The following is a 15,842-nucleotide window of genomic DNA, read 5'->3' as shown; positions in this document are numbered from 1 at the left end:
CCTATGAACTGTCAACCTTGGTTAAAAGCACTGGTTTACAACTGTACAAATATTAATCATTCATGCTTGTTATGCAGTGAACTCGCTGAACAGCGCTACCCGCTGTGTGTCGCCTGCGAGCAAGAACTGCCCTGGCTCGATGAGTATTGCCTGCGCTGCGCCCTGCCCTTGCCAATGGCCGGCCTGATCTGCGCCCAGTGCAGCCGCCGCCCGCCCTCCTACGATCAGGTCATAGCGCCCTGGCACTATGGGTATCCACTGGACACCCTGATCAGCCGCTTCAAGCACAACAGCCAATGGCCGCTGGGTCGCTTGATGGCCGAATTGCTGTGCCTCAACGTGCACCATCGCTATCAGGAGGGCCTGCCCAGGCCAGACCTGCTGTTGCCGGTGCCGCTGGCCCGGCGTCGGCTGCGCGAGCGAGGCTTCAACCAGGCCGGCATGCTCGGGCGCTGGCTGTCGAAGGCACTGGTTATCGAATGCGATGAACGGTTGTTGCTGCGCACGCGTGAAACACCGGCACAACAGAGCCTGGATGCCCGGACACGCCGGCGCAATCTGCGCCAGGCGTTCGCGCTGGCCAGCGAGGCATCGCTCAAGGGCAGCCACATTGCCGTGGTCGATGATGTGCTGACCACCGGGGCCACCGCGCAGGCCATCGCGCAGCTGCTGCGTCAGGCCGGCGCACGCAGGATCGATGTGTATTGCCTGGCACGCACGGCAAAACCGGGGCAAGCTTGACGGGTCAGTTCCAGATAGGCACCACCATGTCCCTGCCCGCCCTCCTCACCCAGCACATCGCCCGCCGCCCGCAGCGCATCGCCCTGCTCCAGCACATCGCCGAGCAAGGCTCGATCACCCGCGCCGCCAAAGCAGCCGGCATTAGCTACAAGGCGGCCTGGGATGCGATCGACGAACTCAACAACCTCGCCAGCAAGGCCTTGGTCGAGCGCAACACGGGTGGGCGTGGCGGTGGCGGCGCAAAGCTTTCGGTTGAGGGTGAGCGGGTGCTGCGCCTGTACCAGAAAGTGCAGGCACTGCAGGCACAGATTCTCGAAGCGGCGGAAGAGTCCAGCGACCTCGACCTGCTCGGTCGGCTGATGTTGCGCACCAGTGCGCGCAACCAGCTACAGGGGCAGGTCAGCGGTTTGCGACGGGAGGGCCGGCATGATCGGGTCAGCCTGGCGCTGGGCGGCGGGCTGGAGATCGATGCATTGATTACCCACGACAGTACGGCGCGGCTGGAGCTGACATTGGGGACCACGGTGATGGCGCTGCTCAAGGCCGGGTGGGTACAGTTGCGCACGGCGGAGGATGAGGCCGAGGCTGGCTGCAATGAGCTTAACGCTACCGTCGAAGAGGTGCAGGCGGATGCACAGGGCGACTGCGAGGTGCGCTTGGCGCTGGGCAATGGGCAGACGCTGTGTGCGTTTGCCGAGGCATCTTGGTTGGCCGAGCAGTCGGTGAAGGAAGGAAGCAAGGTGAAGGTGCAGTTCCATCCTTCCTATGTTTTGCTCGGGGTTCCTGTGTAGCGATCGCCGGCAAGCCAGCTCCGGCCCGTGCCGACCTTGAGGCATTGGAATGCGCTACCATGCCGACCTGTTGCCCACCCCCGGAGCCCTCATGTCCCACCCCTTCGACACCCTCACCCCCGACCTGGTCCTGGACGCCGTGGAAAGCCTGGGCTTTCTCAGCGATGCCCGGGTCCTGGCGCTGAACAGCTATGAGAACCGCGTCTATCAGGTGGGCATCGAAGATTCGCAACCGTTGATCGCCAAGTTTTACCGTCCGGGCCGCTGGAGCGATGCGGCGATTCTCGAAGAGCACCAGTTCACCGCTGAACTCGCCGACTGCGAAGTGCCCGTGGTCGCGCCGTTGCAACACGACGGCCAGACCCTGTTCGAGCACAAGGGCTTTCGTTTCACCCTGTTTCCGCGCCGAGGCGGCCATGCACCAGAACCCGGCAACCTCGACCAGCTCTACCGCCTCGGCCAGCTGCTCGGCCGCCTGCACGCCGTCGGCGCTGCGCGCCCATTCGAACACCGCGAAGCGCTGGCTGTGGACAACTTCGGCCACGCCTCGCTGAACACCCTGCTCGACGGCGGTTTCGTTCCCAACGACCTGCTGCCGGCTTTCGAGTCCGTGGCCCGCGACCTGCTCAAGCGGGTCGAGGATGCCTACGCCCGTACCCCGCATCAGCTCATCCGCCTGCATGGCGACCTGCACCCCGGCAACCTGATGCACCGCGACGACGTGTATCACGTGGTCGACCTTGATGACTGCCGCATGGGCCCTGCCGTGCAGGACCTGTGGATGATGCTCGCCGGCAGCCGCGAGGAGCGCATGGGGCAACTGGCCGAGCTGGTGGACGGCTACAACGAATTCCACGATTTCGACCCGCGCGAACTGGCCCTGATCGAACCATTGCGCGCCCTGCGCCAGCTGCATTACAGCGCCTGGCTGGCGCGGCGCTGGGACGACCCGGCGTTCCCGCCGAGCTTCCCGTGGTTCGGCCAGCCGCGTTACTGGGGTGACCAGATCCTCGCCTTGCGCGAGCAAATGGCAGCGCTGGATGAACAACCGCTGAAATTGTTCTAGAAGCAAGCGCGCCGCTGTCTACAATAAGCGTCGCTTTACTGAGCAAGGACACTCCATGCACGCTGCAAACCCGCGCCGCGGGTACCTCCTGGGCCTTGGTGCCTACATCATCTGGGGCCTGTTTCCGCTGTACTTCAAAGCTATCCAGAGCGTTCCGGCGGTGGAGATCATCGTCCACCGGGTGCTCTGGTCGGCCCTGTTCGGTTCACTGTTGCTGCTGGTGTGGAAGCACCCCGGCTGGTGGCGCGAGCTGCGCGAAAACCCGCGCCGGCTGGCAATCCTGGCACTGAGCGGTGCGTTGATCGCTGGCAACTGGCTGACCTATGTCTGGTCGGTGAACAACGGCCGCATGCTCGAAGCCAGCCTGGGCTACTACATCAACCCCTTGATCAATGTGCTGCTGGGCATGCTGCTGCTCGGCGAGCGCCTGCGTCGCCTGCAATGGCTGGCGGTGGCCATGGCGGCGGTGGGCGTTGCGCAGCAGGTGTGGCAAGTGGGCAGCCTGCCCTGGGTGTCGCTGGCGCTGGCGCTGAGCTTTGGCTTCTACGGCCTGATTCGCAAACAGGCACCGGTGGCGGCGCTGCCCGGGCTGGTAGTGGAAACCTGGATGCTGGTACCGCTGGCCCTGGGCTGGTTGCTGCTGCATCCGACGGCGATGAGCGCACAAGCTGGCTTCTACGGCAGCAGCGAGGCGCTGTGGCTGATCGCTGCCGGGCCGGTGACGCTGGTGCCGCTGGTATGCTTCAACGCCGCGGCGCGGCACCTGCCCTACACCACCCTGGGCTTCCTGCAGTACCTGGCGCCGACCCTGGTGCTGCTGCAGGCAGTGCTGCTGTTCGATGAGCAGCTGTCGTCGAGTAGCTTGGTAGCGTTCATCTTCATCTGGGCGGGGTTGGCGGTTTACAGCGTCGATGCCTGGCTGAATCTGCGCAAGCGCGCCTGATCAAAAAACGATCAAAATCGTGCAGGCCACGTCGTTCGTGGCCTGCAGCAACATCTCCAAAGGTTATCCACACCCTCATCCCCGCGCTTTGTGCACAAGCGACTGATTCCTGTACGTTTTTTGCTCAAACCTCGGGAAGGCTTGCCGTGCCTGGGCTGGCGAGGTGCGCCCCCAGCTTATCCACAGGGCCGTCCCCGTGAAATCGGGATAACCCGATTCAGTCCTCAGGCCGCAACTTCAACTCCACCATCAAGTCGTCCGCCAGGCTTTCCAGCTTCTGCTGCAGATCATCCAGCGACAAGGTCAACGGCAGCGCCAGCAGCGCATCAGCATGGAACAGCGGCTCACTGCTCATCGGCGCCGGCCGCACTTCGGTGGTAAAGCGCTCCAGGTTCACCCCCTGATCCGCCAGCAGTCGGGTGATGTCGCGCACGATGCCCGGGCGGTCATTGCCCACCAGCTCCATGGCAATCGGCTTCCACGTGCAGGACGGTTCGATGCCGCTCTCGGCAATGAGCACGCGAATATCGTATTGCCCCAGCGCCTGCAGCGACTTCACCAGCTCGTCGTAGTTTTCCGCTGGCACCGCCACCCGCAGAATCCCGGCAAACTGCCCGGCCATCCGCGACATGCGGCTCTCCAGCCAGTTGCCGTTATGATCGGCAATGCACTGGGCAATGCGCTCGACCTGGCCGGCCTTGTCCGGGGCAATCACGGTGAGTACAAGATGATCCACAGGCCCTTCCTCTGCGTCGGGCCGCCCAAGGCGGCGAAAAATCGGGGGATCGACTCAGTATAGGCAAGGCGCGGCAACCTGCCGCAGGGCAATCCGCACAAACAATCGTGTACTGTTTCAAGATTTATCTGGAACAATCCACCCGTTTTTTGCGAACATACGTTCTCCCAGCGTGACCCTACGCGACCAACCGGTCGCATAACGGCGCTTTTAGTCTGATTTTGCCTCGCCTACTGCTTCATGTAGTATCCCGTGGCGCGGACTACAAAACGTCGTTTGGATGTCTGCCAAGGCGCCTGTGAAAATACGCACACTGTCTGCCAGACCGTCTGGCAGGCCGCACCCAGCCGCGCTCGTGCCATCCGACGAGGGCAAGCACTGGAACGTGTTTAGAGAAGCGCTACAGGCTTAATACAGAAGAGCGAAATAGCTGAGCAGAGTGAGGCAAGCAATGACTGGATACGTTCAAGTCGGTGGCCTTCAGGTCGCCAAGGTCCTGTATGACTTCGTCAACAACGAAGCCATTCCGGGGACCGGCATCGTCGCCGAGCAGTTCTGGGCCGGTGCAGAGAAGATCATCAATGACCTCGCTCCAAAGAACAAAGCCCTGCTCGCCAAGCGCGACGAGCTGCAAGCCAAGATCGACGCCTGGCACCAGGCACGCAAAGGCCAGGCACACGACGCCGTAGCCTACAAAGCATTCCTCCAGGAAATCGGCTACCTGCTGCCACAAGCCGACGATTTCCAGGCCACCACCCAGAACGTGGACGAAGAAATCGCCCACATGGCCGGCCCGCAGCTGGTCGTTCCGGTGATGAACGCCCGCTTCGCCCTGAACGCCGCCAACGCCCGTTGGGGTTCGCTGTACGACGCACTGTACGGCACTGACGCCATCAGCGATGAAGGCGGCGCCGAGAAAGGCCAGGGTTACAACAAGCTGCGCGGCGACAAGGTCATCGCCTTCGCCCGTGCCTTCCTCGACGAAGCCGCGCCACTGGCCGCAGGCTCCCACGTCGACTCCACCGGCTACCGCATCGAAGGCGGCAAGCTGGTCGTCACCCTGAAAGGCGGCAGCAACAGCGGCCTGCGTGATGACGCCCAGCTGATCGGCTTCCATGGCGACGCCAAGGCACCGACCGCCGTACTGCTCAAGCACAACGGCCTGCACTTCGAAATCCAGGTCGACGCCAGCACCCCGGTCGGCAGCACCGATGCCGCCGGCGTCAAAGACATCCTGATGGAATCGGCACTGACCACCATCATGGACTGCGAAGACTCGGTTGCCGCCGTCGATGCCGATGACAAGGTCATCGTCTACCGCAACTGGCTGGGCCTGATGAAAGGCGACCTGGCCGAGAGCGTAAACAAAGGTGGCAAGACCTTCACCCGCACCATGAACCCGGACCGCGAATACGCCGCGCCCAACGGCGGCAGCGTAACCCTGCACGGCCGTTCGCTGCTGTTCGTGCGCAACGTCGGTCACCTGATGACCAACCCGGCGATCCTCGATGGCCAGGGTAACGAAATCCCCGAAGGTATCCAGGACGGCCTGTTCACCAACCTGATCGCCCTGCACAACCTCAACGGCAACACCAGCCGCAAGAACACCCGCAGCGGCAGCGTGTACATCGTCAAGCCGAAGATGCACGGCCCGGAAGAAGTCGCCTTCGCCGCCGAAATCTTCAGCCGCGTCGAAGACCTGCTGGGCATGAAGCGCAACACCGTCAAGGTCGGCATCATGGACGAGGAGCGCCGTACCACGGTCAACCTGAAGTCCTGCATCAAGGCGGCCGCCGAGCGCGTGGTGTTCATCAACACCGGCTTCCTCGACCGCACCGGTGACGAAATCCACACCTCGATGGAAGCCGGCGCCGTGGTGCGCAAGGGTGCCATGAAGAACGAGAAGTGGATCGGCGCCTACGAGAACAACAACGTCGACGTCGGCCTGGCCACCGGCCTGCAAGGCCGTGCGCAAATCGGCAAGGGCATGTGGGCCATGCCTGACCTGATGGCTGCCATGCTCGAGCAGAAGATCGCTCACCCGCTGGCCGGCGCCAACACCGCCTGGGTACCGTCGCCAACCGCCGCCACCCTGCACGCCCTGCACTACCACAAGGTCGACGTGCAGGCGCGTCAGCGCGAGCTGGCTGCGCGCACCCCGGCTTCGGTCGACGACATCCTGACCATCCCGCTGGCGGCCGACACCAACTGGTCGGCTGAAGAAATCCGCAACGAGCTGGACAACAACGCCCAGGGCATCCTCGGCTATGTCGTGCGCTGGATCGACCAGGGCGTGGGGTGCTCGAAGGTACCGGACATCAATAACGTCGGCCTGATGGAAGACCGTGCCACCCTGCGCATCTCGGCCCAGCTGCTGGCCAACTGGCTGCGCCATGGCGTGGTCACCCAGGAGCAGGTACTGGAGAGCCTCAAGCGCATGGCCGCGGTGGTCGACCAGCAGAACGCCGGTGACGCCCAGTACCGCCCGATGGCGCCGAACTTCGACGACAACGTCGCGTTCCAGGCGGCGATCGAGCTGGTGATCGAAGGTGCCAAGCAGCCGAACGGCTACACCGAGCCAGTGCTGCACCGCCGTCGTCGCGAGTTCAAGGCGCGTAACGGGCTGTAAGCAACATCAGTGAAAGGGGCCGCTTTGCGGCCCCGATCCTGTGTCACTCGATCTTCAGTTCCTTCTTCACCAACGCCAGCAGTTTCCCCAGGTCCACCGGCTTCAGCAGAAAATCCACCACCCCCAGGTGCATCACGTCCACCGCCTCCTTCACATCGGTGTCGCCCGACACCACGATGATCGACAACGCCGCCCGCTCCGACTCACGAATCCGCCGGATCAACTCCAGGCCATCGTTGGGCTGCATGCGCAGGTCGGTGATCATCAAGGCAATGCGCGGTTCGTAATGCAGCTTGAGCATCGCCTCCTGGGCGCCGTCAGCGGTCATGCTCTCGATGCCCCTGCTCTTCAGGTACAGCTTGAGCGCTTCACTGTTCACCGGGTTGTCATCGACAACCAGTACTACCGGGCTGGGCGCAACAGGCGCACTCACCACGGCCAGGGCTTCGCGTTCGGCGTCACTCAGAATCTCGTCATGCTCAGCCATGGTCATCTCGTCAAAAAAATCCCGCTCAACGGTTAGGACCGCAAAACCCGCGCACCCCGGTTCGCCTTTCGTCGGGTCTTTGACAGTGCGTCCCATAGACTTACGTCCAATGGGCACCACCCCGCTGCCAGCCGACCATGGGGACCGAGAACAACAAGGCCGCTCCTATATATAGATATATATAGTTCGGCGTAGCGATACGGTCAGTGTCATGAGCAAAAAGGACGCCTACAGTCAGGCGGGCAGAACGGCAGTACTGCAAAACATTCAGGGCACCTTGCAGTTCCTGCAGCGCTTCCCGCCGTTCAACCAGATGGAGCAGAGCCACCTGGCCTTCCTGGTGGAACAATGCCAGCTGCGCTTCTATGCCAGCGGCGAAAGCATCATCAAACCCACGGATGGGCCGGTCGAGCACTTCTACATCGTCAAGCAGGGCCGTGTGGTCGGCGAGCGCCAGCACCTGGTCAAGCCCGGGGTGGAAACCACCTTCGAGATCACCGGCGGCGAGTGTTTCCCGCTGGCGGCGCTGCTCGGCGAGCGGGCGACGCGCACCGAACACCTGGCTGGTGAAGACACCTTCTGCCTGCAGCTGAACAAAGCCGCGTTCATCCGCGTATTCTCGATGTCGGAAGTGTTTCGAGATTTTGCACTGCGCGGGGTCAGCAGCCTGCTCGACCAGGTCAACCAGCAGGTACGCCAACGTGCGGTGGAAACCCTCGGCACCCAGTACTCGCTGAATACCCCGCTGGGCGAACTGGCCATGCGTCACCCGGTGGTCTGCGCGCCGGCTACACCGCTACGCGAGGCGGTGCGGCTGATGCATGAACAGCAGGTCGGCAGCATCGTCGTGGTCGACCCGCAGCGCTACCCGGTGGGCATCTTCACCCTGCGCGACCTGCGCCAGGTGGTGGCCGCCACCGATGCCGACCTCGGTGCGCCGATCGAACAGCACATGACCGCCAGCCCGTTCTACCTCAACCCCCAGGCCAGCGCCTTCGATGCGGCCATGGCGATGACCGAACGGCATATCGCCCACGTTTGCCTGGTGGACAACCAGCGCCTGTGTGGCGTGGTGTCCGAGCGCGACCTGTTTTCCCTGCAGCGGGTCGACCTGGTGCACCTGGCGCGTACCATCCGCCATGCGCCACGCCTCGATTCGCTGGTGCAGCTGCGCGGCGAGATCGGCCAGCTGGTCGAGCGCATGCTCGCCCACGGCGCCTCTTCGACACAGATCACCCAGATCATCACCCTGCTCAACGACCACACGGTGTGCCGGGTGATCGAGCTGGCCATTGCCGAACGTGGCGACCCCGGCGTGCCGTTCAGCTGGCTGTGCTTCGGCAGCGAAGGGCGCCGCGAGCAGACCCTGCACACCGACCAGGATAACGGCATCCTCTTCGAAGCCGCCGACGACGCCGAAGCCGAGGCCATTCGCGCTCGCCTGCTGCCCCTGGCGCAGTACATCAACCAGTGCCTGGCCCAGTGCGGTTTCACCCTGTGCAAGGGCAACGTCATGGCCGGCAACCCCGAGCTGTGCCTGTCCCGTGCGCAGTGGGCACGGCGCTTTGCCGGTTTCGTGCGCGAGGCCAGCCCGGAGAACCTGCTGGGTTCGAGCATCTACTTCGACCTGCGCGTGGTCTGGGGCGATGAACAGGGCTGTGAGCAACTGCGCCGGCAACTGCTGGAGCAGGTGGCGGACAATCGCATCTTCCAGCGCATGCTGGCCGATAACGCCCTGCGCCAGCGCCCGCCGGTGGGCCGCCTGCGCGAGTTCGTGCTGACCCGCCAAGGCAACGACAAGGCCGCCACCCTCGACCTCAAGGTCCAGGGCCTGACCCCCTTCGTCGATGGCGCCCGCCTGCTGGCCCTGGCCAATGGCATCGCTGCCTGCAACACCTTGGAGCGCCTGCGCCAGCTGGTCGACAAAGGGGTCATCGAAGCGCTCGATGGCGCTGCTTACGAAGAGGCCTACCACTTCATCCAGCAAACCCGCATGCAGCAGCACCAGCGCCAGACCCGCGACAACCTGCCGTACTCCAACCGCCTCGATCCGGACAGCCTCAACCATCTGGACCGGCGCATCCTGCGCGAATCCCTGCGCCAGGCCCAGCGCCTGCAGAGCAGCCTGGCCCTGCGGTATCAGTTATGAGCCTGTTCGCCTGGCTGCGCCCCACTGCCCCACTGCTCGACGCGGCCTTGCGCCAACGCCTGGCGCGGCTGCCCAAGGCCAGGCCGCTGGGGGTGTGCTCGTTGCGCGAGCAGCGCTGGGTCGTGCTCGACCTGGAAACCAGCGGCCTGAACCCCAATCGCGACCAGGTATTGTCGATTGGCGCGGTGGCCATCGCGGATGGCGCCATCGATTTCGCCCAGCAGTTCGAACGCACCCTGCACCGCCCTGAGCAAAAAACCAACGCCAGCGTGCTCATCCACGGCCTCGGGCCGAGTGCCCTGGCGGCTGGCTGCGACCCGGCCGAGGCCTTGCTCGACTTGCTCGAATTCATCGGCGACAGCCCGGTGCTGGCGTTCCATGCGCCGTTCGACCAGCGCATGCTTGCCCGCGCCTTGAAAGAGAGCCTGGGCCATCGCTTGCAATTGCCCTTCCTCGATGTGGCGGAACTGGCGCCGATGCTCAACCCCGACACCGTGTTGCGCGAAGCCGGGCTGGACGATTGGGTGGCACGCTTCGGCCTGCAGGTGGACGAGCGTCACCATGCCAGCGCCGATGCGCAGGTCACGGCGGAACTGGCGCTGATCCTGTTCAGCCAGGCCCGGCGCCAGCAGCTCGACAGCCCGTTGCAGCTCGAGCAGCGGCTGAGGGGATGGCGGCGGCGCAAGGTACAGAGTCAAGGATTCTAGAAATTCAGGACTTGAGTGGTCTCACAGCCCCCATACCCCCAATGATGGCCATCCGATAAGCGCCCATTGCACCCACCCTTCCCCTCTGTAACAATCGCGAATAATTATCGTTAGTTAATGCATTCGTTCCGGGGGGACGCTGCGTGTCTTCTGCCCACAGCCCACACGCCGAACTGGTCGGCTCGCTGTACCGCGACCATCGCGGCTGGCTGCTCGCCTGGCTGCAACGCAGCATGGCCTGCCGCCAGCGTGCCGAAGACCTGAGCCAGGACACCTTCGTGCGCCTGCTGGGCCGCAGCCAGCTGGATACCCCGCGCGAACCGCGCGCCTTCCTCGCCGCCGTGGCCAAGGGCCTGATGTTCGACCACTTCCGCCGCGCGGCGCTGGAGCAGGCCTACCTGGCCGAGCTGGCGCTGGTCCCCGAAGCCGAACACCCTTCCCCGGAAACCCAGCACCTGATCCTCGAAGACCTCAAAGCCATCGACCGCCTGCTCGGCAAGCTGTCGAGCAAAGCCCGTGCAGCCTTCCTGCACAACCGCCTGGATGGCATGGGCCACGCCGAAATCGCCGAACGCCTGGGCGTTTCGGTGTCGCGCGTACGCCAGTACATCGCCCAAGGCATGCGCCAGTGCTACGTGGCCCTGTACGGGGAACCGACGTGAACAACACACCGGTTTCGTCGCGGGTGCTGGAAGCTGCCATTGCCTGGAAAATGAGCCTGGACGATGGCAGCGGCACACCTGACGAGCGCAACGAATTCATCCGCTGGCATGCCGCCAGCGAGGAACATGCCCGCGCCTGGCGCCAGCTCGGCGCCCTCGATCAACGCGTCAGCGCCGCTGCCGGCCCGGCTCGCCAGGCCCTGCTGCAATCGCGCGTCAGCCTGCGACGGCGGATAGGCAAGGCCGGCAGCGGGCTTGCCGGCCTGTTCCTGCTTGGCGCTCTGCTGACCGGCGTCGGCACACCGTCACTGGCCCCCAGCTACTGGCTCGCTGATCAGCGCACCGCCACCGGTGAACTGCGTACCCTGCGGCTGACCGACGGCACGCTGCTGAGCCTCAATACCCACACCGCCGTGGATATCGACTACGACGGCGAGCAGCGCGTGCTGGTACTGCATCAAGGCGAAATTTCCGTGGAAACCGGCCACGACGACCCACGGCCATTACTGGTGCGTACCGACGATGGCCGCCTGCGCCCGCTGGGCACGCGCTTCCTGGTGCGCCGCGAAGACAACGGCACGCGCCTTGAGGTCTTGCAGTCGTCAGTAGGCGCCATGCCAAACAACAGCGGTGACGAACAGGTCGTGCACGAAGGCCAGCAAGTGCTGATGAACAGTAACGGCCTCGGCCAGATAAGCCCGGTGCAAGCCGGGGCCGATGCCTGGACCCGCGGCATGCTGGTGGTTGACAACGTGCGCCTGGCAGACCTGCTGAAACAGCTGGGCCACTACCGCAGCGGTCACCTGGGCGTGGCCGATGATGTGGCCGACCTGCGCGTGACCGGCAGCTTCCCGCTGACCGATACCGACCTGGCCCTGGCTTCGCTGGTGCCGGCGCTGCCGGTGAAGATCGAGCGGCATACGCCGTGGTGGGTGACCGTAGTTCCCAAATAGATTGATTTCGCTCCCATCGTAGCCTTGCCCGCAAAGGGGACGGCGCAGGCGAAAACCAGATTCAAATAATTCTCACTTTTTTTCCGATTTCCCCTGTCACTTTTGAATTCTCGCTCGGCAAGGAAGCAGTTAGCACTTATCCGTCGAGGAACCGCTGCATGTCCCGTGCCGTTGATCGTATCCTGCGTCCCAGCCTGATGGCCCTGGCTATCGCCGTGGCCGCGCCATTGTCCAGCACCGCCCTGTTCGCCGCCGAGCAGGCTGCGCCACGCGCCTACAACCTGCCCGCCGCACCGCTGGCCTCTACGCTGAACCAGATCGCCAGCCAGTCGGGCATCGCCCTGGCCATCGACCCAGCGCTGGTCAGCGGCCGTACCTCGGCCCCGGTCACCGGCCAGTACAATGGCCTCGGTGCCCTGCAGGCAGCCCTGCTTGGCACCGGCCTGCAACTGCAGCAGAGCAGCGTGGGCAGCTACAGCCTGGTCGCCGTGCCGGAGGGTGCCCTGGCCCTGCCGGAAACCACCGTGAATGCCGCCAGCGCGTCGGAAAGCGCCTGGGGCCCGGTCGACGGTTACCTGGCCAAGCGCACTGCCGCGGGCACCAAGACCGACACCGCGCTGGTCGAAGTACCGCGTTCGATCTCCGTGGCAACCCGCCAGCAGATGAGCGACCGCGGTGTGCACAGCCTCGACGACGCCGTGAAATATATGCCGGGCATCGTCTCCGCCAGCTTCGGCAGCGACACCCGTTACGACTGGATGCGCGTGCGCGGCTTCAAGCCGACCCAGTTCCTCGACGGCCTGCCGCTGCCACGCGGCGTGTACGCCAACCCGAAAGCCGAAACCTGGAACCTCGACCGCCTGGCCCTGCTGCGCGGCCCGGCCTCCTCTGTCTACGGCCAGACACCGCCTGGCGGCTTGCTGGACATGGTCAGCCGCCGCCCGCAGGCAGAAAGCGCTCACGAAATCGAACTGCAATACGGCAGCGACAACCACCGCCAGATCAACTTTGCCAGCACCGGCAAGATTGATGACGAAGGCCGTTTTCTATACGGCGTCAGTGGTGTGATTCGCGATGGCGGCACGCAGATCGACCATATCGATGACAAGCGCTACAACATCGCGCCAAGCCTGACCTGGAACATCGACGAGGATACCTCGCTGACCCTGCTGACCCAGTTCACCCGCGACGATACCGGCGTCACCAGCCAGTTCCGGCCAATACAGGGCACCAAAATCGACATGCCGTTCGGCAAGATCTCCCACCACAAAAACCTGGGCGACCCGGACTACGAGTTCTACGACCGGACCTACTACGCACTGGGCTACGCCTTCGAGCACCGCATCAACGATGTCTGGCAGTTCCGCCAAAACCTTCGCTACACCAAGTCGGACCTGTCGTTCCAGACCATCACCGTAAACAGCTACTTCCCCGAGTACGGGATGGTAGTGGATAACGACGGCAATGTTGGCCGGAGTACTACAAACGTTGATGAGGACATCAGCCAATTTGCCGTCGACAACAATTTCGAGGGCAACTTCAACACCGGCGACATCAGCCACACCTTGCTGATTGGCCTGGACCACCAGCGCACCAACAACAACTTCCTGACGATCTACGGCACTGCACCCAGCATCAACGTGAACAATCCCGTTTACGGTTTGCCGATCACTCGCCCGAATCGCTCCACTGCCTACTACGACTACGACCAGAAAACCCGCCAGACAGGCGTCTATATTCAAGACCAGATGGCGCTCGGGAACTGGCGTTTGACATTGGGTGGCCGTGAGGATTGGGTACATACCAGCACCAAATTCTTCAATAAGGGTGACGCCACCAACACACAACGCGACAGCAACTTCAGCGGTAACGCAGCAATCAGTTACGTCTTCGATTCTGGATTCGTTCCCTATCTGTCTTATGCCGAATCTTTCCAACCGGCCAGCAAGGCGGACGTAGACCCAACCAGCTCGTTCAAGCCAACCGAAGGCAAGCAATGGGAACTGGGTATCAAGTACCAGCCTCCAGGCTCCAACACGTTGCTGTCGGCTGCGGTGTATGACCTTACCCAGAAGAACGTACTGGTCACCAATAACGACGGCAACACTACTGTCACCAGCCAGACCGGCGAAGTGAAAGTCCATGGCCTGGAGCTGGAAGCCGTTTCCGACGTCACCGAAAACCTCAAGCTGACGGCCGCCTACACCCTGGCCAAATCGGAAGTGCAGGACGGCCTGTACAAGGGCAACCGCCTGCAGCTGATGCCCAACCAGCAAGCCTCGCTGTGGGCCGACTACACCTGGCATAGCGGCGTGCTCGACGGCTTCGGCATCGGTGGCGGTGCGCGCTACACCGGCAACACCTACGGCGACCAGGCCAATACCTACCTGGGCAAGGCGAACGCCTACACCGTGTTCGACGCCTCGGTGCACTACGACCTCGGTCGCCTGAGCAGCAGCCTCAAGGGCGCGTCGGTGGCGGTCAACGCGACCAACCTGTTCAACAAGGACTACATCTCCACCTGCGACAGCTTCTACTGCTACTACGGCGACGAGCGCAGTGTCGTGGCCAGTGCTTCCTACAAGTTCTGAGTGACCGGGGGGCTGTTGCGCAGCCCCCACGCTCCAACAGACAAACGTCGGTACCGTGATGAAAAGTCCAACCCTGCGCCGCTGGTCGGTGATCCACACCTGGAGCAGCCTGGTCTGCACCCTGTTCCTGCTGTTGCTGGCACTCACCGGCCTGCCGCTGATCTTCCACCACGAACTCGAACACCTGCTCGGTGACGCACCAGAGCTGCGCGAGATGCCCGCTGGCACCCCGCATCTGGACCTGCAACAGCTTGTGCTGAAAGCTGAGCAGCACCGCCCCGGCGAAGTGGTGCAGTATTTCGGCTTCGACCAAGACGAGCCCGACGGCGTACTCACGATCACCGCGGCCACCGCCGGCACCGAACCCAATTCGTCGCACACCTTCATGCTCGACGCCCGCAGCGGCGAAGCCGTGGCCATGCCCGCCGCCAACGGTGGTTTCATGATGCTCATGCTGCGCTTGCATGTGGACATGTTCGCCGGCCTGCCCGGCAAGTTGTTGCTGGCGTTCATGGGCGTACTGTTCGTCGTTGCGATCATCTCCGGCACCGTGCTGTATGCGCCGTTCATGCGCCGCCTGGAGTTCGCCACCGTACGCCAAGACAAATCCTCCCGACTGCGCTGGCTCGACCTGCACAACCTGATCGGCATCGTCACCCTGGCCTGGGCGCTGACCGTCGGCGTCACCGGGGTGATCAGCGCCCTCTCCGACCTCGTCATTGCCGCCTGGCGCAACGACAGCCTGGCCGCCATGGTCGCCCCTTATCGGGATGCCCCGGCACTCACCGAGCGCGCCCCGGCCACGCACCTGCTGGAGATCGCCGAGCGCGCCGCGCCCGGCATGCGCCCGGACTTCATCGCCTTCCCCGGCACTCGCTTCTCCAGCGAACACCATTACGCCGTGTTCATGAAAGGCGCTACGCACCTGACCTCGCACCTGCTGACGCCCGTACTGATCGACGCGCAGACACTCGACGTGACAGCCGTTGGCGAGCGCCCCTGGTACATGGACGCCATGGGCCTGTCGCAGCCGCTGCATTTTGGTGACTACGGCGGGCGACCGATGCAGGTCCTGTGGGCAATCCTCGATGTGCTGACGATCATCGTGCTGGCTAGCGGCCTGTACCTGTGGTGGGGCAAGCGCAGCAAGCGCCGGGAGGCTCGCCCATGAGCCACACGTCGCAGACCAGCTCGCGCATCTTTGCCTGGCCAGCGCTGATTGCCGCCCTCGGTGCGCTCGGCCTGTTCGCCGCCTTGCTTGGCGACGGCTGGTGGGACGGGCTGTCCTGGCTCGGTCTTGGCCTGCCCGCCTGGCTATCCATGCGTGGCCTGTGGCGCGCCAGTGGTAACTGACTAACACCGCCAGCTCGCCACGCCCGCGCAACAT

General features: G+C 63.7%; 14 protein-coding genes. 12 read left to right on the top strand and 2 right to left on the bottom strand.

Annotation, left to right across the window (positions count from 1 at the left end; translation table 11 throughout):
* Positions 1–3: 3 nt before the first annotated feature.
* The 4 genes from F6X59_RS21160 (at position 4) to rarD (ending at position 3,541) form a co-directional block, all read left to right on the top strand.
* The gene (locus F6X59_RS21160) at positions 4–741 is read left to right on the top strand and encodes a ComF family protein (RefSeq protein WP_152957963.1); all 738 of its coding nucleotides are present in this window, start codon (positions 4–6) and stop codon (positions 739–741) included.
* A 26-nt stretch (positions 742–767) separates the two neighbouring features.
* A complete protein-coding gene (locus F6X59_RS21155; protein ID WP_152957962.1) occupies positions 768–1,532 on the top strand; it encodes a TOBE domain-containing protein in 765 nt (254 codons plus the stop codon).
* Positions 1,533–1,623: 91 nt separating this feature from the next.
* On the top strand, positions 1,624–2,598 hold the full coding sequence (locus F6X59_RS21150) for a serine/threonine protein kinase (RefSeq protein ID WP_152957961.1): 975 nt from the start codon (positions 1,624–1,626) through the stop codon (positions 2,596–2,598).
* Positions 2,599–2,653: 55 nt separating this feature from the next.
* Positions 2,654–3,541: an EamA family transporter RarD gene (gene rarD / locus F6X59_RS21145; protein ID WP_152957960.1), complete on the top strand. Its 888-nt coding sequence runs from the start codon at positions 2,654–2,656 to the stop codon at positions 3,539–3,541.
* A gap of 217 nt (positions 3,542–3,758) precedes the next feature.
* Here rarD and F6X59_RS21140 read toward each other — a convergent pair whose 3' ends face one another.
* Positions 3,759–4,277 carry a glycine cleavage system protein R gene (locus tag F6X59_RS21140; protein ID WP_054885257.1) on the bottom strand — a complete coding sequence of 173 codons (519 nt, stop codon included), beginning with the start codon at positions 4,275–4,277 and terminating at the stop codon, positions 3,759–3,761.
* Positions 4,278–4,728: 451 nt separating this feature from the next.
* On the opposite strand from F6X59_RS21140, the gene F6X59_RS21135 reads away from it, so the two are divergent.
* Positions 4,729–6,906 (top strand): malate synthase G, encoded by a 2,178-nt coding sequence (locus F6X59_RS21135; RefSeq protein ID WP_152957959.1) that lies wholly within the window; start codon positions 4,729–4,731, stop codon positions 6,904–6,906.
* A gap of 43 nt (positions 6,907–6,949) precedes the next feature.
* Here the strand turns inward: F6X59_RS21135 and F6X59_RS21130 are convergent, their stop codons facing one another.
* On the bottom strand, positions 6,950–7,489 hold the full coding sequence (locus F6X59_RS21130; RefSeq protein WP_152957958.1) for a response regulator: 540 nt from the start codon (positions 7,487–7,489) through the stop codon (positions 6,950–6,952).
* A 115-nt stretch (positions 7,490–7,604) separates the two neighbouring features.
* Here F6X59_RS21130 and F6X59_RS21125 point away from each other — a divergent pair, with 115 nt between their 5' ends.
* The 7 genes from F6X59_RS21125 to F6X59_RS21095 all read left to right on the top strand — a co-directional run bounded on the left by F6X59_RS21125 (position 7,605) and on the right by F6X59_RS21095 (position 15,808).
* Positions 7,605–9,542 carry a DUF294 nucleotidyltransferase-like domain-containing protein gene (locus tag F6X59_RS21125; protein ID WP_152957957.1) on the top strand — a complete coding sequence of 646 codons (1,938 nt, stop codon included), beginning with the start codon at positions 7,605–7,607 and terminating at the stop codon, positions 9,540–9,542.
* Positions 9,539–10,249 (top strand): PolC-type DNA polymerase III, encoded by a 711-nt coding sequence (locus tag F6X59_RS21120; RefSeq protein WP_152957956.1) that lies wholly within the window; start codon positions 9,539–9,541, stop codon positions 10,247–10,249. The genes F6X59_RS21125 and F6X59_RS21120 overlap by 4 nt, the downstream gene beginning before the upstream one ends.
* 143 nt (positions 10,250–10,392) lie before the next feature.
* The gene (locus F6X59_RS21115) at positions 10,393–10,911 is read left to right on the top strand and encodes an RNA polymerase sigma factor (protein WP_372240477.1); all 519 of its coding nucleotides are present in this window, start codon (positions 10,393–10,395) and stop codon (positions 10,909–10,911) included.
* Entirely contained in the window at positions 10,908–11,864 is a 957-nt protein-coding gene (locus F6X59_RS21110; protein WP_372240476.1) for a FecR domain-containing protein, read from the top strand. Before F6X59_RS21115 ends, F6X59_RS21110 begins: the two co-directional genes overlap by 4 nt.
* A 158-nt stretch (positions 11,865–12,022) precedes the next feature.
* A complete protein-coding gene (locus F6X59_RS21105) occupies positions 12,023–14,455 on the top strand; it encodes a TonB-dependent siderophore receptor (RefSeq protein WP_152957955.1) in 2,433 nt (810 codons plus the stop codon).
* A 58-nt stretch (positions 14,456–14,513) separates the two neighbouring features.
* Positions 14,514–15,626: a PepSY domain-containing protein gene (locus tag F6X59_RS21100; RefSeq protein WP_152957954.1), complete on the top strand. Its 1,113-nt coding sequence runs from the start codon at positions 14,514–14,516 to the stop codon at positions 15,624–15,626.
* Positions 15,623–15,808 (top strand): hypothetical protein, encoded by a 186-nt coding sequence (locus F6X59_RS21095; protein WP_152957953.1) that lies wholly within the window; start codon positions 15,623–15,625, stop codon positions 15,806–15,808. Before F6X59_RS21100 ends, F6X59_RS21095 begins: the two co-directional genes overlap by 4 nt.
* Positions 15,809–15,842 lie beyond the last annotated feature (34 nt).

The sequence above is a fragment of the Pseudomonas sp. MN1F genome (assembly GCF_009391885.1).
In the GTDB taxonomy this organism is placed as follows: Bacteria; Pseudomonadota; Gammaproteobacteria; order Pseudomonadales; family Pseudomonadaceae; genus Aquipseudomonas.
The sequence above is the reverse complement of the archived record's forward strand: the minus strand, read 5'-3'. Positions and strand labels throughout refer to the sequence as shown.

What these genes read in the sequence shown, in the direction of transcription:
- F6X59_RS21130 (WP_152957958.1), bottom strand. Translation starts at nt 7,489, where the DNA reads ATGGGACGCACTGTCAAAGACCCGACGAAAGGCGAACCGGGGTGCGCG.
- F6X59_RS21105 (WP_152957955.1), top strand. Translation starts at nt 12,023, where the DNA reads ATGTCCCGTGCCGTTGATCGTATCCTGCGTCCCAGCCTGATGGCCCTG.
- F6X59_RS21150 (WP_152957961.1), top strand. Translation starts at nt 1,624, where the DNA reads ATGTCCCACCCCTTCGACACCCTCACCCCCGACCTGGTCCTGGACGCC.
- F6X59_RS21160 (WP_152957963.1), top strand. Translation starts at nt 4, where the DNA reads ATGAACTGTCAACCTTGGTTAAAAGCACTGGTTTACAACTGTACAAAT.
- F6X59_RS21100 (WP_152957954.1), top strand. Translation starts at nt 14,514, where the DNA reads ATGAAAAGTCCAACCCTGCGCCGCTGGTCGGTGATCCACACCTGGAGC.
- F6X59_RS21155 (WP_152957962.1), top strand. Translation starts at nt 768, where the DNA reads ATGTCCCTGCCCGCCCTCCTCACCCAGCACATCGCCCGCCGCCCGCAG.
- F6X59_RS21125 (WP_152957957.1), top strand. Translation starts at nt 7,605, where the DNA reads ATGAGCAAAAAGGACGCCTACAGTCAGGCGGGCAGAACGGCAGTACTG.
- rarD (WP_152957960.1), top strand. Translation starts at nt 2,654, where the DNA reads ATGCACGCTGCAAACCCGCGCCGCGGGTACCTCCTGGGCCTTGGTGCC.
- F6X59_RS21095 (WP_152957953.1), top strand. Translation starts at nt 15,623, where the DNA reads ATGAGCCACACGTCGCAGACCAGCTCGCGCATCTTTGCCTGGCCAGCG.
- F6X59_RS21120 (WP_152957956.1), top strand. Translation starts at nt 9,539, where the DNA reads ATGAGCCTGTTCGCCTGGCTGCGCCCCACTGCCCCACTGCTCGACGCG.
- F6X59_RS21135 (WP_152957959.1), top strand. Translation starts at nt 4,729, where the DNA reads ATGACTGGATACGTTCAAGTCGGTGGCCTTCAGGTCGCCAAGGTCCTG.